General features: G+C 33.7%; 21 protein-coding genes. 4 read left to right on the top strand and 17 right to left on the bottom strand.

What is annotated here, in order from left to right; all coding sequences use genetic code 11:
• From ACYQ5R_RS05140 to ACYQ5R_RS05125, 4 genes are all read right to left on the bottom strand, one after another.
• Entirely contained in the window at positions 1–957 is a 957-nt protein-coding gene (locus ACYQ5R_RS05140; protein ID WP_460189849.1) for an HlyD family secretion protein, read from the bottom strand.
• A gap of 4 nt (positions 958–961) precedes the next feature.
• A complete protein-coding gene (locus ACYQ5R_RS05135) occupies positions 962–2,383 on the bottom strand; it encodes a TolC family protein (RefSeq protein WP_460189848.1) in 1,422 nt (473 codons plus the stop codon).
• A 100-nt stretch (positions 2,384–2,483) separates the two neighbouring features.
• Complete coding sequence (locus ACYQ5R_RS05130; RefSeq protein WP_460189847.1) at positions 2,484–5,213, bottom strand: outer membrane beta-barrel protein; 2,730 nt, start codon at positions 5,211–5,213, stop codon at positions 2,484–2,486.
• 139 nt (positions 5,214–5,352) lie between these two features.
• Positions 5,353–6,321, bottom strand: a complete 969-nt coding sequence (locus tag ACYQ5R_RS05125; RefSeq protein WP_460190494.1) for a LuxE/PaaK family acyltransferase — start codon at positions 6,319–6,321, stop codon at positions 5,353–5,355.
• A gap of 90 nt (positions 6,322–6,411) precedes the next feature.
• Between ACYQ5R_RS05125 and ACYQ5R_RS05120 the strand changes: the two genes are divergently transcribed.
• The 4 genes from ACYQ5R_RS05120 (at position 6,412) to amaB (ending at position 10,409) form a co-directional block, all read left to right on the top strand.
• The gene (locus tag ACYQ5R_RS05120) at positions 6,412–6,816 is read left to right on the top strand and encodes a hypothetical protein (protein WP_460189846.1); all 405 of its coding nucleotides are present in this window, start codon (positions 6,412–6,414) and stop codon (positions 6,814–6,816) included.
• 21 nt (positions 6,817–6,837) lie between these two features.
• Positions 6,838–7,386: an RNA polymerase sigma factor gene (locus ACYQ5R_RS05115; RefSeq protein WP_460189845.1), complete on the top strand. Its 549-nt coding sequence runs from the start codon at positions 6,838–6,840 to the stop codon at positions 7,384–7,386.
• The gene (locus ACYQ5R_RS05110) at positions 7,383–8,759 is read left to right on the top strand and encodes an outer membrane beta-barrel protein (RefSeq protein WP_460189844.1); all 1,377 of its coding nucleotides are present in this window, start codon (positions 7,383–7,385) and stop codon (positions 8,757–8,759) included. Before ACYQ5R_RS05115 ends, ACYQ5R_RS05110 begins: the two co-directional genes overlap by 4 nt.
• Positions 8,760–8,873: 114 nt before the next feature.
• The gene (gene amaB / locus ACYQ5R_RS05105; protein WP_460189843.1) at positions 8,874–10,409 is read left to right on the top strand and encodes an L-piperidine-6-carboxylate dehydrogenase; all 1,536 of its coding nucleotides are present in this window, start codon (positions 8,874–8,876) and stop codon (positions 10,407–10,409) included.
• A 31-nt stretch (positions 10,410–10,440) separates the two neighbouring features.
• Here the strand turns inward: amaB and ACYQ5R_RS05100 are convergent, their stop codons facing one another.
• The 13 genes from ACYQ5R_RS05100 to ACYQ5R_RS05040 all read right to left on the bottom strand — a co-directional run bounded on the left by ACYQ5R_RS05100 (position 10,441) and on the right by ACYQ5R_RS05040 (position 21,859).
• Positions 10,441–11,580: a DUF5929 domain-containing protein gene (locus ACYQ5R_RS05100; protein ID WP_460189842.1), complete on the bottom strand. Its 1,140-nt coding sequence runs from the start codon at positions 11,578–11,580 to the stop codon at positions 10,441–10,443.
• 129 nt (positions 11,581–11,709) lie between these two features.
• Positions 11,710–12,669 carry a hypothetical protein gene (locus ACYQ5R_RS05095; RefSeq protein ID WP_460189841.1) on the bottom strand — a complete coding sequence of 320 codons (960 nt, stop codon included), beginning with the start codon at positions 12,667–12,669 and terminating at the stop codon, positions 11,710–11,712.
• 128 nt (positions 12,670–12,797) lie between these two features.
• Positions 12,798–13,658, bottom strand: a complete 861-nt coding sequence (gene atpG / locus ACYQ5R_RS05090; RefSeq protein WP_460189840.1) for an ATP synthase F1 subunit gamma — start codon at positions 13,656–13,658, stop codon at positions 12,798–12,800.
• A gap of 53 nt (positions 13,659–13,711) precedes the next feature.
• Positions 13,712–15,289, bottom strand: a complete 1,578-nt coding sequence (gene atpA / locus ACYQ5R_RS05085) for a F0F1 ATP synthase subunit alpha (RefSeq protein ID WP_460189839.1) — start codon at positions 15,287–15,289, stop codon at positions 13,712–13,714.
• Between the two features lie 40 nt (positions 15,290–15,329).
• A complete protein-coding gene (gene atpH, locus ACYQ5R_RS05080) occupies positions 15,330–15,863 on the bottom strand; it encodes an ATP synthase F1 subunit delta (RefSeq protein WP_460189838.1) in 534 nt (177 codons plus the stop codon).
• A 9-nt stretch (positions 15,864–15,872) separates the two neighbouring features.
• Positions 15,873–16,373: a F0F1 ATP synthase subunit B gene (locus tag ACYQ5R_RS05075; RefSeq protein WP_460189837.1), complete on the bottom strand. Its 501-nt coding sequence runs from the start codon at positions 16,371–16,373 to the stop codon at positions 15,873–15,875.
• 85 nt (positions 16,374–16,458) lie between these two features.
• A complete protein-coding gene (atpE, locus tag ACYQ5R_RS05070) occupies positions 16,459–16,650 on the bottom strand; it encodes an ATP synthase F0 subunit C (protein WP_460189836.1) in 192 nt (63 codons plus the stop codon).
• 32 nt (positions 16,651–16,682) lie between these two features.
• Positions 16,683–17,768, bottom strand: a complete 1,086-nt coding sequence (gene atpB / locus ACYQ5R_RS05065) for a F0F1 ATP synthase subunit A (protein WP_460189835.1) — start codon at positions 17,766–17,768, stop codon at positions 16,683–16,685.
• A gap of 67 nt (positions 17,769–17,835) precedes the next feature.
• Positions 17,836–18,261 carry a DUF6168 family protein gene (locus ACYQ5R_RS05060; protein ID WP_460189834.1) on the bottom strand — a complete coding sequence of 142 codons (426 nt, stop codon included), beginning with the start codon at positions 18,259–18,261 and terminating at the stop codon, positions 17,836–17,838.
• Between the two features lies 1 nt (position 18,262).
• A complete protein-coding gene (locus ACYQ5R_RS05055) occupies positions 18,263–18,484 on the bottom strand; it encodes an AtpZ/AtpI family protein (protein WP_460189833.1) in 222 nt (73 codons plus the stop codon).
• On the bottom strand, positions 18,453–18,857 hold the full coding sequence (locus tag ACYQ5R_RS05050) for a bactofilin family protein (RefSeq protein ID WP_460189832.1): 405 nt from the start codon (positions 18,855–18,857) through the stop codon (positions 18,453–18,455). The genes ACYQ5R_RS05055 and ACYQ5R_RS05050 overlap by 32 nt, the downstream gene beginning before the upstream one ends.
• An 11-nt stretch (positions 18,858–18,868) precedes the next feature.
• Positions 18,869–21,058, bottom strand: coding sequence for a type IX secretion system periplasmic lipoprotein PorW/SprE (gene porW / locus ACYQ5R_RS05045; protein WP_460189831.1), 2,190 nt, complete (start codon positions 21,056–21,058; stop codon positions 18,869–18,871).
• A 99-nt stretch (positions 21,059–21,157) separates the two neighbouring features.
• Positions 21,158–21,859, bottom strand: coding sequence for an ABC transporter ATP-binding protein (locus ACYQ5R_RS05040; RefSeq protein WP_460189830.1), 702 nt, complete (start codon positions 21,857–21,859; stop codon positions 21,158–21,160).
• Positions 21,860–21,861: the final 2 nt, after the last annotated feature.

Raw genomic sequence — 21,861 nt, 5'->3', positions numbered from 1 at the left:
TTACTCTAAAATTACAGATAGGTTTGCATACAATTCGTTCGACTTTTGAACATCATTTGGAATCAATTTCAATTCGTAAATAGCCTCACCCAGCTCGTACTCAGGAAAAGCTGTTGTAACATCTGCATAATGTGATAGCTGTTTTATTGCCACCAATGTGCCCTCATATGATGCATTTGTAAATGGCGAGGAAATAGAGTAGGTGTTTCCTTTCTTATAAGAACTAATGTCTTTTTCTGATACCGTAAATCTAAAATAAGTGCTATTCATATCGTACCCCGTAAACAAACCATAACCAGGTAGAGCTAACTCCCCTTCTTTTAATGTCATTGTTTCTATAGTCATTTTCTGAGGAGCAACAATAAACCTCGCATCATAGGCAACATTGGCCTCTTGAAGAGCACCCTTTGCTTGCTCATAAGTACCTAAGGCCATTCTAATCTTCTCATTACGAACACCTGTTTTAACTTGGTTGTATTTGGCTAATACACCTTCGTACTGCGATTTTGCTCCTTGATATTTTACAAAAACCTCATCATACTGTTGGTCAGACACCAAACTATCTTTATGCATTGCATCTATTCTGTTAAATGATTTTTCAGCAAATTTATATTGCTCAGTTACGGCATCTAGTTTTGCTGATACTTGTGCTAATTCATCAGAAGTAGCTCCTTTTAGTGCCATTTCATATTGCGCTTTAGCTGCGCTCACAGCTCCTTGTGCTTGCGCTAGTTTTGCTTCAACCTCAGGAAAATCAAGTTCCATTAACGTATCTCCCATTGTCACCACATCTCCTTCTTCTACATATTGTTCTAAAACCTTACCCGGATACTTACTTGACAAGGTTAATACTTCTCTTTTAACCTTGCCTTTTAAACCATTAGAGATTTCTGACTTAGAACATCCAATAGCTATTGCACCTATTAAAACGAGTATTGTATATGTTAATCTTTTCATGTCTTTATAATTTTTGAATGTCTAAACTACCCGTAGCTTTTAATAAATTTAAAGCACTATCTCTCTGATCGCAAACTGTTGAATAGTAGTTTAAAATTGTAGTTGTTAAATCTGCTTGAGCTTCAAGATATTCAGATAGTTTAATCAACCCATTTTGATATTCTTTATGACTTATCAATAATGACTTTTCTGCAGATTCTTTTTGTTTTTGTTTTAATGCAACTTGAGCAGTTAAAGTTCTATAGCGCGACACACAATTCTTGTAATTCAATTCTAAAAGCTCTTGCGCTTCTGATTTTTTATTTCTTAATTGTTCTAATTCTATTTTTACCTTTAACCGTTCGCCTCTCGAATGAAATCCATCAAATATTTCCCATTTCATTCCAACTCCTAATGCGTTTAATGGGTAGGCACTTATTTCTTCAAAACCTAAAACACCCAGCTCTCCATTTGTAATACCTAAATATTGATACGAATAAAAAGCCTGAACTTTAGGCAGGTATCCACTCGCTTCAGATTTGTATTTGTATTCTGTTGCTTGAATGGATTCATCTAAGGCTGATAACTCTGCTCTATCGAGAAATGTTTTATCAACTGAATTGTTCAACCTGGGTGCAAGATCGACTTTTATGGTTGCTAATTCTTCCATCGGGATTCCGGTTAACTGCTGAAGTTTTAGCAATAGTAATTCTTTGGAACCATCGAATTCTAATTGTTTCGAATCTATTTCTAATTGAAAAATCTCCGTTTTTTGAAGTTCGTGTTTGGTAATAAGTCCCTGTTCAAAAGCTTTTTTAGCAACCAACGTTTCTTTTGTGAGTCTCTCTTGCTGAATGTACAAAACTAATTTAGTCTGTTCCAGTAAGGCTATTTTATCATATAATTGTGAAACTTCTGTAATTAATTCTGCTTCCTCTAAACTGTACTGCAGTTCCTGCGCTTTAATTTTATGGTCCATAGCCTTCGATAGGTAGGGTGCTTTTAAACCAGTAAATAAAGTCCACTTAGCGGTCAATCCTCCCATCCAAAAGTTACCATCAAAATCTATACTCTGATCTATAGATGGAATTTCAATACCTGTACTTGGTACTTGAATTGGAGGAAAACCAGGAATTATTGGTGGAGCAGTAAATCCTGGAACATTAATTGGAATTGGATTTGTCTCTAAATTTAATTCTCCTTTCGTATAGGCATACTTTCCTCCGATTTCTAAAGTAGGTATATAGGTGTTTAGAATACTTTTTTTGGTTTCTTTCGATTTTTCAATTTCTAGATTTACATTCTTAAGAGTATTACTATTTACAATTGCCTTGTAAACAATAGATTGTAAATCAAGCGAATCAATCTCTGTTTGTGAATTAATATTTGTACTTAATATTAAAAAAACAACAACAACAAATACATTTAAAAAAGGATTTGATTTCATATAGCAATTTCTGTTTGTTAAAATTAAACAAAATCAACCATTGAGTACAAATAATAAAAAAAACAGGGTAGAATAATTTATGTAGCTGAATATTAGCTATTTAACCTCTTCTTTTTTTCTTTGGAGCGTTTTGACCATTCATAGTGTAGGTCAAACTAAACATAAAATATTGGCCTAAAACTTCACGATTTACCTCTTGAAAAGAATTGCCGTTACTGGTTCTAATCAAACCAATATTTTTATCTAGAATATCTAAAGCGCTTAATTTAATATTAAGTGTTTTAGAGTTTAATAAGAAATAAGAAACAGACGCATTCAAAACTGGCACACCTTGAGAACCTTCGCCAAAACTGCTATCTTCATAAATTTCATACTTGAACTGGCTGTTTACATTAAATCTATCGGTTATATTCCAATCTGCCTTTGCGTAATAAGACTGTGTGGTAAAAATGCGTTCAACATCTTGGTTTGAAAAGGTTGTAAAGTTTCTACTAAAGTTCATCCCTACGGTAGCATCAATTCTTTTCTTTTTATTGTTTTGTAGTGAAAATCCAGCAACAAAGTTTTTGGTATCTGTCTCGTTTATCTCATCGTTAATTCGAGATGCATAATTGTTCAACCCTCCACTCGTAATAAATTGATAACGCAGGTTTAAAGATTTAATACGGCTACCAAAAGAAAGTCTAGCCGCTAGTTTATTACTATCGCCATAATTCTCATAGCTATAAAACTTTACTCCCAAATCCGTCAGCAACTCATTTCTAATAATATTGTTGGTTGCATAATCATATGTTAGGCGGCCAGTAAAACCAAAACCAGAAGAAAAGTTATAGCGATTGAAAACGGTTATCAAGCGGTATTTTTCAATCGGTGTTAAGTCTGGATTACCTACTCGAATATGCAATGAGTTAAAGTCATTAATCGCTGGGTTTACTTGACTAGAATTGGGTAATGTAACATCTCTTCTGGCTGTAAAAAAGATTTGTTTCCCTCTTTCAGGCCTATAGCGCATTCTAATTTCAGGATTAAAGTAGCTGTATTTCGTTTGGTATTGCTCTTGAGGGTTTCCAGTCAATCCAAATCGTAAATCCTGCAATACTAACTTACCTCCAGCAGTTAACACAAAAGTGTTGGTGTCGTATTTATAGAAGATATTTCCGCTGCCATTATTTAGGTTATAATCTAAATTATATTGTAATGGGTTTTGCAATTCACTATCAATATATTTTGTTTGATCTACCTTAATATCTCTAGTTGAAAAACTTCCTTCAGTTTCTAAGTATAAAATATTAGGGCCACCTAAACTCTCGGTATATCTAAAAAAATATCCCAATCTAACATAATCATTCCATTGCTCTTTCGTTGTTTCTTGAAATCGATCAAAACTATTTGGGCGATTCAATCTAAAACTCGATAATTGCTCTTGGTAGTTTAAATCTTCATTTCTAGAAAAATTTGTATTAACTCTAAAATTTATACTTCTTCTTGATGAATCTTTTAGTCTTTTAACGACACTCAAATTGACATTTCCGCTTCTTGTATCGCTTTCGTTAACAGAAAACCCTCTATTTCTAAAGAACAATTCATCGTTTACATTAAATCGTTCAGAACCAAAATCGTTATCTCTATTTCTGCTATTTGAATTAATGGAACCTGTAATAGATAAACTTCGACCTTTTTTAGAACGATCTCTATAAATAAAGTTGGCTTTGTGGTTGTTAACTATCTGTCTGTTTTCACTTTTAGATTCGGTTGTAATTTGGCCATTATCTACATATTCAATTCTAGTAGTTAAAATATCACCAGAAGTTTTATCAGTATGATTAAAAAAGTAATCTACATTCAAATAATGATTTTTCTCAAAGTCATACCCCAAATTCGTTCCTAAAACACCCGTAGTTAAATATCCTACGCTATTGTTGTCATATGCATTGTTACCTCGCCAAGAATTACCATTTGAACTACCATCAGTATTAAAAGTCAATAATTCTGAGATATCCGACCCCGCACTATTTACATTATTGTATTTACCAATTACTGTTGCTTGAAACTTCGGTCCGAATCGATTGAAATTTCCACTATTTAAAAAGCGATTATTGGTTCCGTAACCTCCTTGAAAAGTTCCAAAATCATTTTCTTTTCTATCTTCTTTAAGAGTCAGATTTAACACTTTTGTGCGTTGTGCATTATTTACTCCGGTTATTCGAGCTTGCTCACTACCTTCATCAATTACCTCTATACTCTTAATAGCGTCTGCAGATAAATTCTTTATAACAACGGCAGGGTCTCTACTAAAAAATTCTTTCCCATCTACATAAATTTTAGTTACCTGTTCTCCTTGAGCCTCAACTTTTCCATTGGCATCTACCTCTAGACCTGGTAATTTTTTAATAAGGTCTTCAACATTATCATCTACGCGCACATTAAAAGAACTTGCATTGTAGGCTACGGTGTCTTTTTTAATAGAAATAGGAGCAACAGATTGTACAACTACCTCGTCCAACATATTATCAGGAGTTAAAGCAATAACACCAATATCAACCGACTTATCATGATAATCTATGAGTTGTTGGTATGTGGTAAAACCTATAAGGTGTACCTGAAAAATTACTTGCTGTTCTGGAATTTGAGTTAATTTGAAAAACCCTTCTTTATTAGTACTAGAATAGCTTATGAGTGTAGAATCCGTTGGGTGAATAGCTGCAACTGCAACAAACTCTAGTGGATGGTTTTGATCATCTGTTATTTTACCACTGATTTGAGCATTTACAATTGCAACTAAACAAATAAAAAATGTTGAAAAAAACGCCTTTATATTAGACCCGTTCATTAGTTTTTGTTAGTGGTAAATATAGACTCAAATTTTACGCGATACGAGAAAATATAGTTCTATTTTAGGGTATTATGGGTTCAAAAATAGTAAAAACTAGACTTGTTGAGGGTGATATGGGTATAAATTTCAAAGAAACTTAGCTGATAAGCAAGTTGCACCCCCTTATATCTGAATTATCAAAACGGCCTAAAATTTCAAAAGATCCATCGTCATAAGATTTTCCTAGATCTTGTGTTGCAATAAATGAGCATGAATTTAAATTCGCTAAATCAATAATATTTACGCCTCCAGATTTTTGACTAGGCAATAAACTCAACGCATCTTCTGTGTCTCTGATTCTAATTTGCATCCATGGTGGGCATTTAAAAAAACCTTCACCTGCGGAATATGCTTGACTCAATAATTCAGTCATGCCGTATTCTGAATGAATTTTCGAAGTACCAAATCCTCTTTTCAAATGATCGTGCAATTCTAGCCGAATCATTTCCTTTCTTCTACCTTTCATACCTCCAGTTTCCATTACTATTAAGTTGGGAATATTAACTACATATTTCTCAGCAAAATCTAGCAGTGCATAAGAAACACCGAGTAACACTACTTTCTTGTCTTGATGCTTTTCTAAAATTTCGAACAATTCATGGGTGTTATTCAAAAAAAATCCGCTTTGGTCATAATAACTTTTGTTAATAAAGTCTCGTGCCATATAAATTAAAGAAGACCCTTCTCTTTCAAGATAGCCAGGTAGGAGCGCCAAAACTAAATAGTCTTCAATAGGACCGTAAAAGAATTCAAATCCCTTTGTAAAACTCTTTCTATACAATTCTAGATTTGAAACAAAATGTTGACTTTGCACACCACCAGTTCCACTACTTAAAAAAACCTGCTCAATCTCACTTGAACTACTCAATACCTTATGCGATTTAAAAAATTGAATAGGTAAGAATGGTATTTTTTCTACAGAATTTATTTTAGAAATATTACACTCTAAATACCGCAAAAATTCTGCATAAACCGAACAGTTAACAGATTGATATTCAAACACTTCAAGTGCTATTCTGCTAAAATCGTTGGAGTTTGATATGTTAAATATTCGTTCTTCTAACATGCTACCCCACAAAAATACTATAATTTTACGCAACCTTTTAACTTCGCAAACATCTTAAAGAAAACGGTAAAACCCTTAAATTTAATTAAAATGAAACAATTTTTATTGGCCTTGTTGGCAGTTGTGTTTTTTGTAAGTTGTGATGATGATGATGATGTTGCATATCACTTTGAGTATGTGCCAGTATTAGAAGCCGAGGTGCCTGATGAATTTGAATTCGGAAGACTTTATGAGTTAATAGTAACTTATGAATTGCCTAATGCTTGTTATGATATATATTCATATGATTATATATACGAAGGCACTTCAAGAATTATTGCTCCAATTGCTATTGTAGATGACAGTGTTGATGGTTGTGCAGAGATAACTACAGAAGGCACTTTTACAGTGCGTGTAGAAGCTCTTCAATCTGAAAATTATTTATTTAAATTTTGGCAAGGTGAAGATGATCAAGGAGAACCAATTTATTTAGAAATTGAAGTGCCTGTGATTTAAACTTTTACAGAAGACTAAGGCATGGGTTTAGAAAAACTCATTAAAAAATGTGCAGAAAACAACAGAGATGCACAAGCAGAAATTTACCAGTTATTTGCTAGTAAATTATTTGCGCTATGCCTTAAATACTCAAAAAATTATCAAGAAGCTCAAGACAACCTTCAAGACGGTTTTGTAACCGCCTTTCAAAAAATACATTTGTATAAAAATAAAGGATCTTTTGAAGGTTGGCTTAAGCGTATTATAATTAATACCGCACTTCAAAAATATCGAAATAAGCCAATGCTTAGTTTGGTGCATGAAGTGCAGCAAGCTCCTGAAATTGCTATTAATTTTGAAGAAAATGAATGGAGTATTGACGAATTGTTGTGTCTCATTCAAGATTTACCAGAAAGATATCGTTTGGTATTTAATCTCTACGTATTAGACGGATATACTCATAAAGAAATTGCTGAAATATTAACTATTAGTATTGGAACCTCTAAGTCTAATTTATCCAGGGCAAGAGATATATTGAAAACAAAGATTGAAGAAAAAAAACACCTAACCAATTCTAAAGCACAATCATGAAGAAACCAATTAAAAATATTGATGGGCTTTTTAAGGAAAAATTAAAAGGACATGAAGTTCAGCCACCTGCAGACGCTTGGCAAAATATTGAAGCTCGTTTACATAAGAAAAAGCGAAGATTCATCCCTATTTGGTTACAGTTAACGGGTGCAGCAGTTATTATTGGGCTTCTAGGGTTATTGAGTATAAATTATCTTAAATCTAATCAAACCGAAATTCCGCAGGGACCAGTATTAACAGATAGTAAAACAATTAAATCGAATGAAACGAGTCCTGAAACTAATCCGGAATCTATCACCATTTATAAAAAAGAGTTAGATTCTACTGTCATTGTTTCAACATCATTAAATAATTCAAATACCGATGATGAAACAACATCTACTATTATTGCTCAAATAAACAAATCAAACAATAACGGCTCAAAATCTAATGACAAATTCTCGACTGATGACAAAAAATATGAAACTACCATTGCAAAATCAGCCAATAAGGTAAAAATAGAAAATTCAATTGAATCTAAAACACAACCTAGAACAACTAACTCCTTAAATGAACTAGAGGATAATTCTATTAAATCAGATACAACAAAAGAAACTATTGTTTTAGTTGCATCAACAACCGAAGAAGAAAAAGAATTAGACCTAATTACCGAAGTTAATCCCTCTCAAAGAGGATGGTCTGTTGCACCTGTTATTGCACCAATATTTTTCGATTCATTCAATAATGCAGGATCACCTATTGACAATCAATTTGAAAGCAATGCCAAAAACGGAAGCTCTACCGTTAGCTATGGAGTTAAAGTTAATTTTGCTTTAAATAATAAATGGAGTATACAATCCGGGGTTTCAATATTAAATGTAGGATATAGTGTACAAGATGTTGTTGTACAAACTTCTGGGGTCACCTCATCTATTTTGAGCAATGTTTCTTACAACAATGAAGCTGCCTTATTGAATGTAAATTCACGACCAGAAATTGCTTCTTCATTTGCAGAAACCTCGAAATCATTAGGTGCTACGGGAGATTTAAATCAAGAATTCGGTTATGTAGAAATCCCTTTAGAGGTCAAATATCGTATAACCAATGGCAAGTTTGGTGTTCATGTAGTTGCAGGGTTTAGCTCATTAATATTAAATAATAATGATGTATTTGTTAGTACAAATGATTTTACAACTGATATTGGCGAAGCAAACAATCTGAATAATCTAAATTTTAGCGGAAACTTTGGATTAGACTTCGATTATTTAATCAATAGAAAACTTTTTATAAACGTAGCTCCAATGCTGAAACTACAAACCAATACCTTTTCAGCTACTCAAAATTTTGAACCTTATGTTATTGGAGTCTACACTGGAATTAATTACAAATTTTAGTTGGTTAGTTGATTGGCACCTGTGCCAATTCCTTAAAACCGCTTGAAGCTTTTCAAGCGGTTTTTGTTTTTATAATTAGTACCTTTATGGCAAAAGAAAATATAAAAAAATCACATGAAAAACATTCAAAATACACTCGCTCTTTTAGGTCTTAAAGACTTAAATCATGGCGTTTCTACAGGTGTTGAAAATTTTGGTAATGGAGACGTAATTGATTCAAATTCTCCAGTCGACGGACAATCAATAGGTAAAGTCAGTTCAGCTACCAAAGAAGATTATGAAAAAGTAATGCAATCTGCCACAAATGCTTTTAAAACATTTAAATCTATGCCAGCGCCGCAACGTGGCGAATTGGTGCGACAGTTTGGAGATAAATTACGTAAATTAAAACAGCCTTTGGGAGAATTGGTTTCATACGAAATGGGGAAATCTCTTCAAGAAGGCTTAGGTGAAGTTCAAGAAATGATTGATATCTGCGATTTTGCGGTTGGATTATCGAGGCAATTGCATGGGCTTACAATGCACTCAGAAAGACCAGGGCATAGAATGTATGAGCAATACCATCCTTTAGGAGTTGTAGGTATTATCTCTGCTTTTAACTTTCCTGTTGCTGTATGGAGCTGGAATACTGCTTTAGCATGGATTTGTGGGGATGTTTGTGTTTGGAAACCATCTGAGAAAACACCGCTTTGCAGTGTGGCCTGTCAAAATATAATTGCAGAAGTTTTAAAAGAGAATAATATGCCTGAAGGTATTTCGTGTTTGGTAAATGGAGATTACACGGTTGGGGAGTATTTAAGTAATGACACTAGAGTGCCACTAGTATCTGCTACAGGCTCTACAAGAATGGGTAAAATTGTTGCCAAAGCTGTTGCTGGTAGGTTAGGTAAATCTCTTTTAGAATTAGGTGGTAATAACGCTATAATTGTTACGCCAGATGCTGATATTAAAATGACCGTAATTGGAGCTGTTTTCGGAGCTTGTGGTACAGCAGGTCAAAGATGCACTTCTACAAGACGTTTGATTATTCATGAAAGCATATATGATCAAGTAAAAAATGCTGTAGCTGATGCATATAAGCAATTGCGTATTGGTAATCCTTTAGATGAAAATAATCATGTAGGTCCATTAATTGATAAAGATGCCGTTAACATGTATTTAAGTGCGCTTAAACAAGTAGAAGTTGAAGGAGGTTCTGTGTTAGTTGAAGGAGGTGTATTAAAGGGTGAAGGATACGAAAGTGGGTGTTATGTAAAACCTGCAATTGCTGAAGCTTCAAACGAATTTGAAATTGTACAACACGAAACGTTTGCACCTATTTTGTATCTCATTAAATATTCAGGTGAAGTAGAGAATGCTATCGAAATTCAAAATGGTGTTAAGCAAGGTTTGTCTTCTGCGATAATGACCAATAACTTAAGAGAAGCAGAACGTTTCTTATCGGCTACTGGTTCAGATTGCGGAATTGCAAATGTTAACATAGGAACATCTGGTGCAGAAATTGGTGGCGCCTTTGGTGGTGAAAAAGACACTGGTGGCGGTAGAGAATCTGGTTCTGATGCATGGAAAATTTACATGAGACGTCAAACCAATACTATAAACTATACTACGAATTTACCCTTAGCTCAAGGAATCAAATTTGATTTATAAATTTTTAAAAACGCTCCAAATGGAGCGTTTTTTATTGGTATTTTATCTTTCTTAAGATGCGAATAGCGTCTTTATACTGTATGTATGCTGTTTTATCTTCTAATGCCCTTAGAAAGAGTTTGGCTTCTTTTAATTTATCTTTTGCTTCTACAAAACCATTTAAAGAACAAATAAGATACGTGGTTGGAAAGTTCTTTACATCTTTAATTTCCGTTTTATTTAATGGTTGTTCTTTTTTTATTTTTTCTAACAAAGCATTATTACTGTTATATATATGATGTAAGACTTTTTTATCATATGCGGGTGGTTCAAACAATAATTCCGAAACAATACCGTGTTTACCGTTGTCTTTAAAATGAATAACTGTTTTTTCTAACGGGAAATACTCGAATTGTTCATTGATACCTAGTTTTACATACTCTGTTATAATAAAAGAAGATTCGTTATATGTAATCTTAACTTCATCTAGAGCGGAATAGAAAATACGTACTTGTTCATTAATTAGTTCTATATCTACTCTTGAGTAAAACGTCTTATCACCAACATTCTTTTTCGACCCTGCCCAACAAAGCACAAATTGCTCCTTAAAAACTTTATACTGAGGGTCAAACTCTACATCATGATTTCTAAAAAAATCAAAAACACCATCAAGTGTTAATTCAATATTGTTACTTGCACTTTTTTCTAAAGACTCAACAATTTCTTTATTGGTATGTGCTAATTCAAATCGTTGGTTTACTGGCATTGAATTACTGCCCCTTCTAATAAAAACAGAGTGCCTTGGGTATTTCCAAGCGTTCTTTTTAAATGTAGTAACCTTAGCTGATGGGAATATTGTTACCAAACCAATTACCTTATGTTTCTGTAATTTTGGAAAGCCAATATTCTCATAATTAACCTTTGGAGGGTTAACCAAATAAGCATTTACTAGGTTCTGAATGCGACTATCATCGTAAAAATCAACCCCTACAATTTTATTGGTTCTATCCTCTATACCTACAATAATATACGAGTTGTTTTCAGGATTTGAGTTAGACAAAGCGCATATATGTTTCACAAATTTTGCTTTACCCACCTTAGAGCTTAAATCTAAGCGTAATTTCTTATCGTAAAAACTATTCTCATCTGTGTGAGTAAGTAGCTTTTTAATCAGAAGACGCTTATTTATCATATTGTTTAGTTGATTTTTAAAAGTATAAAATATTATTGGTTCAAAAACATATAAAATAGAAAAGCCGCCCGAGCGGGCGGCTCATTTAATTGGCTATAAGTAGCCAACCAAAAATCAACTAACCAAACTTTATTTTAAATAACTTTCTCTCTTTACTGTTTTTCTTTTCACTTTAGTACGCTTGTGTAGAGCGTTACTTACAGGTGGTCTCACATTTTTAGAATTTTTAACATCTTGTTGCTTTCCTTCCTTCAGAATAATGATCAAATCTCTCCCTTCAAATTGATAAGTAACTCCAGAGTTTATATGAAACAACTCTATTGTTCCGTCATTTATAACGACCAATTCGAACTCTTCATTGTATCCTAAATCATAATCAAATGTTAAATACTTCAAATTGTCATACCCTTCAATATCATACACCTCATAGCCGCCTACATAATCCCATACAACATCATATATGTCGATACCTAACGGGTCTTCAGAAGAATAAAATGTTGTGGTATTTTCTGGCGTAAATGCTAAATAATTTTCATAATCAAAATCATGCATTGGTCCATCGCTTCTATAGGTTTTTCCCCACCCATAATACTCTTGTAAGAAATACTCTATATTGTCATAAAATACCTGATCGTAATCAAAAGTACTTCTTTGATAACCTTGTAAATAATAGGTTACATTTTCATATCGATCGTATAATGAAATTTCATTATCATTAAGTTGGCGTACTTCAAAATCAACAACACCATCTATATCGTGATTGATTGTTAATGTGCTACTGTAAACATCGTAGGTAGTATAATTACCCACTTGTATTCCAAAACCGCTGCCATTCGAACCAATACCAACTAAATTGTTGTTTGCATATAGCCTGCCACTTCTATAAGACATTGTAAAAGCCAACTCCATGAAAGGAACAGACCCCGAACCTGTTGTACTATGAATATCTACATACCACAATTCATAATTAGATAAAAGAGTTTCCAGAGATATAGGAGTTCCAGGATTATCGTAAATATAATCATCGTTTGAGCAAGAAACCACAACACTCGCAACAATGGTAACTAAAAGTAATTTTAATGCTTTCATAGTATATCTATTTTGGTTATAACTGCCCAATTTCAATTATTGTGCCAAAAGAAAACCCGCTTTAAAAGCGGGTTTTATATATTTCATACTATTTTTAGAAATTGTATCTAATTAACTAATAGCATTTATTAATTATTTAAGGCTTCTGCACCACCAACAATCTCTAAGATTTCGCCAGTAATTGCAGCTTGACGCGCTTTGTTGTACGTTAATAATAACTCATCACGTAATTCACTAGCATTATCAGTTGCCTTATGCATTGCAGTCATACGCGCACCATGCTCAGATGCAAAAGAATCTCTTACAGCCTTGTACAACTGAGTTTTTAAAGATTTAGGAATCAATTCTAAAACAATCGCTGTTTTTTCTGGTTCGAAAATATAATCAGCATTTGCATCAGTTTCACCATCAATGGCAGCGATAGGTAAAAACTGTTCTACTTGTGTGATTTGTGTAGCTGCGTTTTTAAATTGATTGTAAACAATCTCTACTTTGTCATAAGCGCCTTCTACATAAAGGTCCATAACGCGTTGTGCAATTTCAGCAACATTATCAAAAGTTAAGTCATCAAAAATAGCTGTATTAGTTTCAATAACTTTTAACTCTTTAGATAATAACTCGCCTCCTTTTTTACCTAATGCAAGAACATCTACTTGCGCATTGCCAAAAGTATTAGCAATGTGATTACGAGTTTCTTTAACTACAGATGAGTTAAAACCACCACATAAACCTCTATTAGATGTTATAACAATTAATAAGGCTTTCGATACTTGGCGCTCTTCAGAAAATACTCCTCCAGCGTCAGCATCTAAAGTTGCACTAAGACTTTGTAACAATTCTGTTAATTTATCGGCATATGGGCGCATTTGCGTAATTGCATCTTGCGCTTTTTTCAACTTTGCAGCTGATACCATTTTCATGGCACTAGTAATCTGCATCGTTGAGCCGATAGAAGTAATTCTGTTACGTATTTCTTTTAAATTTGCCATATCTTTTATATGAACTTTAATTATGAGAATCCTAATGGATTCTCATTTTAAAATTAAGCGTATTGTGCTGAAATTTCTTTCGCTGCACTTCTCAATACATCAACAACCTCATCTGTTAATTTACCAGCTTTAATTGTATCTAATGTATCTCTGTGTTTTGTATTTAAATACGCGATGTAGTTTGCCTCAAACTCTTTTACTTTATTTACAGGAACATCTTTTAATAAGTTGTTTGAACCTGCATAAATAATAGCTGTTTGATCTTCTACAGTCATTGGGCTAGCTTGCGCTTGCTTTAAGATCTCTACGTTACGCTGACCCTTTGAAATTACATTCATAGTAGCAGCATCAAGATCAGAACCAAACTTAGCAAATGCTTCTAATTCACGGAACTGTGCTTGATCTAATTTTAACGTTCCAGACACCTTCTTCATGGATTTAATCTGAGCCGAACCACCTACACGAGATACCGAAATACCTACGTTAATTGCAGGACGAACACCTGAGTTAAATAAATCTGACTCTAAGAAAATCTGACCATCTGTAATAGAAATTACGTTGGTTGGAATATAAGCAGAAACGTCTCCCGCTTGTGTTTCAATAATTGGTAATGCTGTTAAAGAACCACCACCTTTTACTTTTCCTTTTAATGAATCAGGAACATCATTCATATCTGCAGCAATCGTATCGTCGTTAATTACTTTTGCAGCACGCTCTAATAAACGAGAGTGTAAGTAGAATACGTCACCTGGGTATGCCTCACGTCCTGGAGGTCTTCTTAATAATAATGATACCTCACGGTAAGCAACTGCTTGTTTAGATAAATCATCATACACAATTAATGCTGGACGACCAGTATCTCTAAAATACTCACCAATCGCAGCACCTGCCATTGGAGCATATACCTGCATTGGAGCAGGGTCTGATGCGTTAGCAGCTACAATAGTAGTGTAAGCCAAAGCTCCTTTTTCTTCTAATAATGCAACAATACCGGCTACCGTTGATGCTTTTTGACCAACAGCTACATAGATACAGTATACAGGCTCTCCAGCATCAAAAAATTCTTTCTGGTTAATAATTGTATCAATTGCTACTGTGGACTTACCTGTTTGACGGTCTCCAATGATTAACTCACGCTGACCTCTACCTACAGGAATCATAGCATCAATTGCTTTAACACCTGTTTGCATTGGCTCAGTTACAGGCTCACGGAAAACTACACCAGGAGCTTTACGCTCTAGAGGCATTTCAAAAGTTTCGCCTTGAATAGGACCTTTACCATCTATTGGATTACCTAACGTATCAACAACACGTCCAACAATTCCTTCACCAACATTTAAAGATGCAATACGCTCTGTACGTTTAACAGTCGCACCTTCTTTTACACCAGTAGATGGGCCTAATAATACAACCCCTACATTATCTTCTTCAAGGTTAAGTACAATACCCTCTAAACCTCCTTCAAATTCAACTAACTCTCCGTATTGAACATTTGAAAGACCGTAAACACGGGCAATACCATCACCAATTTCTAACACAGTACCAACTTCATTTAATGAAGCTGCACCATCAAATCCTGATAATTGTTGCTTTAAAATTGCTGAAACTTCAGCTGGTTTTATTGCTGCCATTTTATTTGTTTTTAAAAACTAAATTCTTCTTTAATAATTTTTATGCGTTAAGTGAACGCTTAATTTCACTTAACTTATTTGCAATACTTGCATCGTACTGCACATCGCCAACACGTAAAATAAATCCACCAATAATTGCTGGATCAACAGATGCTTCTAATAAAGCTTCTTTACCTGTTAATTCTTTTACTTTGGCCAATACTTGTTTGTTTAATGCTGCAGACAATTCTGTTGCAGTAGTTACATAAGCTACTTGCTTACCACTAGCATCATCAAACATTTTAATATAATTTAATGCAACAGCTTCTAATGCCTCAACACGTTTATTTGTAATTAATAAGTCTATTAATTGTGTAGTTAAGCTATTTACATTCTTTTCAAAAATTGCTAACAAAGCACTCTTTTTAACTTGAGCTTTGATTACAGCACTATTTAACATAGCACCTAACTCAGCATTATCAGCAATGGTAGAAGCCACTACTTGCATACTTGCGTAAGTTTCTTCTGCATTGTTTTGCTCTTGAGCTAAACTTAGCACTGCTTTTGCATATCTTATTGCTGCTCTATTACTCATGCTACTTTATTAACTTAATGTAACGTCTTTTAATAATTGCTCTACTAAAGCCGCTTGGTCTTTATCGTTCGCTAATTCTTTCTTTACCACCTTCTCAGCAATTTCAATTGAAATCTCAGCTACTTGACCTTTTAAGTCCGCAATTGCAGCTTGCTTTTCTGCTTGAATTGTTGCCTGTGCTTGAGTAATGATTTTAGAAGCCTCAGCAGAAGCTTCTTCTTTAGCCTCAGCAATAATAGTATCTTTCATTTGACGAGCGTCTTTCATCATGGCATCGCGCTCTGCACGTGCTTCTTTTAAAATACGATCGTTATCAGCTTGTAATTGCTGCATTTCTTCACGCGCATTTTCTGCTGATTCTAAAGCGTTTTTAATTCCTTCTTCACGCTCGCTAACTGCGTTTAAAATTGGCTTCCAAGCATATTTTTTTAACAACAATACCAATCCTACAAAAAGTAATAATTGCCAAAAAAACAACCCTAACGAAAACTGTTCAATTAATTTCTCCATGATTTATATCTAAAAACGATGTTCTTTTTTTAATGTTTAAAACCAGCAACTAAAACCAACCGTTCTAGTTGCTGATAAAATGTTATTAAGCTGCGAATAACGCTGCGAATCCAATACCTTCAATAAGTGCTGCTGCAATAAGCATAGCTGTTTGGATTTTTCCAGAAGCTTCTGGTTGACGAGCGATAGCGTCCATTGCTGAACCACCAATCTTACCGATACCTAAACCAGCACCGATTACGATCAAACCTGCTCCTACGAAATTTAAACCTGTCATAATAGTATATTTATAAATTAAACATTCAAATTTTAGTGGTCGTGATGTTCTTCTACTGCTGAACCGAAATACAAAGCTGATAACATTGTAAAAATATACGCTTGTAAAGCAGCTACTAGAAGCTCTAATAACGAAAGTGCGAAAGCTAACCCGAAAGATAACGGACTACCAATCCAACTTTTGAAAATAAACATCATACCTATAATACTCATTAATACTACGTGCCCCGCAGTAATATTGGCGTATAAACGAATCATTAATGAAAACGGCTTAATGATAGTTCCCAATAACTCAATTGGTGCTAAAACTATTTTCATGAACACTGGCACATCTGGCATCCAGAATATATGTTTCCAATAATTCTTATTCGCTGTAAAAGTTGTAATCAAATATGTTAATAAGGCCAATGCAAATGTTACAGCAATGTTATTGGTAACATTTACTCCAAGAGGAGTAAGACCTAATAAGTTAATTATCCAAACGAAAAAGAAAATCGTTAATAAATAACTCATATATTTTTTATAATACTTCTCTCCAATATTTGGAATTGCAATATCATCTCTAACATATAAGACGATAGGCTCTAGAATTCTTCCTATACCTGATGGCAATGCATTCTTTTGATAGTTCTTTGCCATTTTTTTAAACATAAAGAACATTAAAAGAGCGACAAATAAAATGAAGAAAACATTTTTTGTAAATGAAAAATCTAATGGCTTCTCATTGGTCGGATGATGTGCTTCATCATACAAAATGGTGCCTTCTGCATCTGTTTTATATATTTTACCGTGGTAAAGTTTGTAGTAATTACCATCCACTTCAGCAAGCGTTTCGCCATGGTGAAATTTAGATGAAGAGAATACTTTTAAGCCTCCATCGATCAAAATTACAGGTAATGGAAAACCAATGTACTTGTGTTCTCCCTCATCAGTTGTATAAGAATACAAACTAAAATCGTATGAATCTTGAAGGTGATGGTCAATATACTCCTTAATCTCCGTTTTTAAATCAGCATCACCACTTTCAGCAGTTGTTGATTTTTCTTTTGCCGCAACATTTGATACTGAAAACAATAAGGCAATTGCGGTAAGTAAAGTAACTAAATAATTTCTTTGCATTTTACACAAATAATTGAGTGTCTTAAAAATCGGTGCAAAGGTATGTTTTTATCTTAAAAACAAAAAACTATTTCAACTGTTTGTTTTCAGGTTTTTTTGAAGCGTAATTATCTAAAAAATTGAGAAGTTTAATTAAAGTTAAAGTCTCTAAAATCAGACAAGTAAAATATGGGATAAAAAAAGTAAAAAACTCTTCCTTACTCATATTGCCATCTGATTTATATAGAGGGTAAAAAACCAAAAAAAATAATGCAAATTTTAGAAGGCTACCAACCATATATAAATAACCTAAATTGTCTTTGTGCTTTCTTCTCACAACGAATAAGCCAACCATTATAATAGCTGCAATTAAATAGTTTAATGTATACGATAATACAATCTGGTTATTCCAAAAGGATAATTTTAGAAAATAAAGTCCCCCTAAATGAATTGCAAAGACTACAGTTAATAAGATTAAAAACCAAATCAAGCGCTTTGTAATAGAAAAAGCCATACTATTTATTAATCCGATTCACTTGAATAATAAGACTAACAAGTGCTACAATAACACCTACTAAGGTAAATATCATTGTAAACCAACGTTTTTCAGACGGGTAAGCTTCATCTAATTTTTTACCAACGTATACTGCTAAATAAATGGTTAGGCCCATTTGCAAGCCAGTACCGGTTAACTGTATAAATTTATTAGGCTGTTTGTCCGGTTTTTTTATTTTCATTTAAGGTCAAGTCTTTAACACCTGATTTCATGCTACATGTTGCATCAAAAGTGGCTCCTGGTTCTACAGATAGTTTTTGTATATGAACTTCACCTTCAATTTTTGCAGAGGATTTTAAGGTAAGTAAATTAGTCACCATAATTTTTCCTTCGAAACTACCCTCGAAATCAGCATTGGCACAAGTAATTGTTCCAATGATTTTACCGGAAGCTCCAACTATTATTCTACCAGAAGTTTTAATTGTTCCTTCTACTGTACCGTCTATTCTAAAATCTCCTTCAGATTCTATATCACCTTTGATAATCGTGTTCTTAGATACTATATTTCGTTCTGAAATAGTCTTAGATTCATTTGCTTTTTTCTCTGTAAACATATTATGGGGTTTTAATTGTTTGCGTTAATGGTTGAAATAACTTCAGTTGCTTTTTTACCCTCTTCGGTATTCGAGTAATTTAAAGCAATAAATTCTAAGGCTTCTTTAAAGGCTGTTGGGCCTTGTACTTTTCCTATAGCAAATGCACGAAGTAATTCAAACTTTGGCAATATTTTTTCTTCTTGATACTGTTCAATGGCTTTATCAGATCTTTCTAACACCAATTGATATGCCGCTGCCTCATAATCGCAATACAACTCTTCGTATACATCTTCTGGCGTTAACTCAGCTTGCCCCATTTCTACAGCCTGATTAGGATTAGAAATCATTTTAGCATATTTAGAGTCGCTATATTTAGATGTAATATCCGTTGCCATTATCTCTTGTTTTGAGCTACCTGTTTCTTCATACAACTTATACAAATGATATTTGGCTGGCAGCACATAGCGCTCCTTTGGCTTAAACGTTAATAAACTCTCAAAACGATCAATGGCCAAGTCTGATTCTTTAAACTGTTCTTTATAAATTAATCCTAAATTGTAATAGGCTTCATTTCTAGTTGTAGATAAGCTATCTAATTCCTGTGGGTCTGTCGGAATCATATTTAAATACGTCTCAACATCGTACTTTTCTGATTCATCTAACTGTACCACAGCAATTGCTTCTTCCGTTTCATTATTTGCGTTTAAGAAACTTTTATCAGTATATCTCCAATTGTCTTCTAACGAACGATTTCCCCAAATTTGAAAAAACTTTTGTTGACCAAAGCCTGAAAGCTGCGTATTATAAAAATACCATTTACCATTGCTAGAGGTCAAATTTTCTTCTTCTTCAAAGCCAGCAAAACCAGAGTTTGCTATAGCTTCATTTCGCTGTTCTTCTAATTCTTTTTGAGCTTTAAGCATATCTACATAGGATTGAAAATAAGCACGCTGCTCATCTTCGCTCATAGCAACTAACCCTAAGATACTATCAGTCTCATATGCAACTTTTTCGTTTTCTATAACTTGGTCAAGATTCTTACGTTTACGCTCTAAACCTCTAATACGTTTTGTATTTCTTTCTTGAGGTATTGACAATACACTGTCGTAATAAGCTCCTGCAGTTACAAAATCGGCTTTGTCAAAACTAATATCTCCTAACTTCTCATAAGAAAGTCCTCTTTGAAACTGTTTGGCATTTTTAGCTTTAACAGACTTTCTGTAGTTCTCTTCAGCAATATGAGGTTGCTTTTGATATTCATAGACCAAACCAGCTTGATAATACAATTCATCTAAATAAGGTCTATTATCCCTATCATTTATCAAATCTCTTAAATGAGCATTTAAAGCTAATATATCTGTGTCATCTGTTATATTCTTTGCTTTTTCAATTTCAGCATGAATTTGATACTTATAAGGTATACGTTTCATATCAATAATATGCTGAAAAACCGCATTTGCCGAATCACGATGTCCTTCTTGACTATATAGCTGACCTAAAATAAAATGATTTCTTGCTGTTTGTTCTTTATTAAAGTCGGTACGAATTGCCTTTTTAAGATGATGTTTTACCAGATATGTGCTGTCCATTTGCGTATATATCATAGCAATAGCAGTATGAGCTTGTTCAATAATTTGCGGCTCATACAACTCCTCTTTTCCTAACATTAAATCTAGGATTTGCCAACCTAATTCCTCACTATTAATACGCATAAGCGTTTTAGCTCTCCAAATTCTTGCTTCTGCATTTAAATTGGCACTTGGGTAATGCTTAATGATATAATTAAAGGCTTCAAGCGCCGGCACAAATCGTTGAGAATAATACCTCGATTTACCTAAAAGCATATAGGCATCATCAATCTGAGCATTGCGTTCTTTACCTGCAATATTCATCCCGTGCTTTTGAACTGCTTTTACCGCTTTTTCTTCGGCTTTTTCAAAAGAAGCGTTTGAATTTGCACCACCTCCTTGCATCCCAGGCATTGCAAATTCTTCTACCTTTAGTGGTTCTATTGGTAGAATTTGCCAATAATCGTCTTCGTAATTATCACTAAGAGTTTTTAAGCCCTCATCATAAGCTAAATGCCCATTGTACAAAATATTGTACTTAGTATTCATAGCATGAAAGCCTCTATTTAAAGCTGCATCTTTGGTTCTAGAACAGCTAATTACTACTAAAACTACTAGTAAAGTTGCAAATATGGAGTAGCCAGATTTCAATCGGTATTAATTTGTACTGTTGTAACTAAATTGTATAACACTTATTGTTGTAAGTGGGTAAAAATACAAATAATATCGACACCTAGACCCTTTATAAAACTAAGCCTCCATGGCAAAATGCGCCTCTAATTCTCTAAGAGTTTCGTCTGATGTTCGAATGTCTTTAACGAGCTCTCCTTTTTCCAATACTACAATACGCTCACACACCTCTGTAACATGCCCTAAGTCGTGGCTAGATATAAGTACCGTTTTATCTTTATCTCTAACTAAAGATTTTAACATCTTCTTTAATCTAATTTGAGTTGTAGGATCTAGATTGGCAAATGGCTCATCTAAAATAATTACTTCTGGATTCCCAATTAAAGCAGCAACAATACCTACTTTCTTTTGGTTTCCTTTTGAAAGATCTCTTAGATATTTTTTCTTTCCTAAAATTTCATCATTGAAAATCTCAGCAAACTGAACTAGAAAATTATCTACCGTTGCCTTATCCTGTCCTCTTAATTCACCGATAAAATAAAAGTATTCCTCCGCTGTTAAGTAGCCAATTAAAAAACTTTCGTCAATAAAAGCAGCAGTAAATGGTTTCCAGTCCTCGCTTTCGTGCACCATCACTTCGTTGTTCTTAATATACCCGCTACTTGGTTGTATTAAATCTAAAAGCAAACTAAACAACGTCGTTTTTCCTGCTCCATTATTTCCAACCAATCCGAAGCTCTGGCCTTTAGGAATATCTAAGCTATTAATATTTAAAACGGTTACGTCTTTATATTTTTTTGATAAATTATTTACAGTAATCATAT

This window comes from Urechidicola sp. KH5 (genome assembly GCF_054661455.1).
The sequence above is the reverse complement of the archived record's forward strand: the minus strand, read 5'-3'. Positions and strand labels throughout refer to the sequence as shown.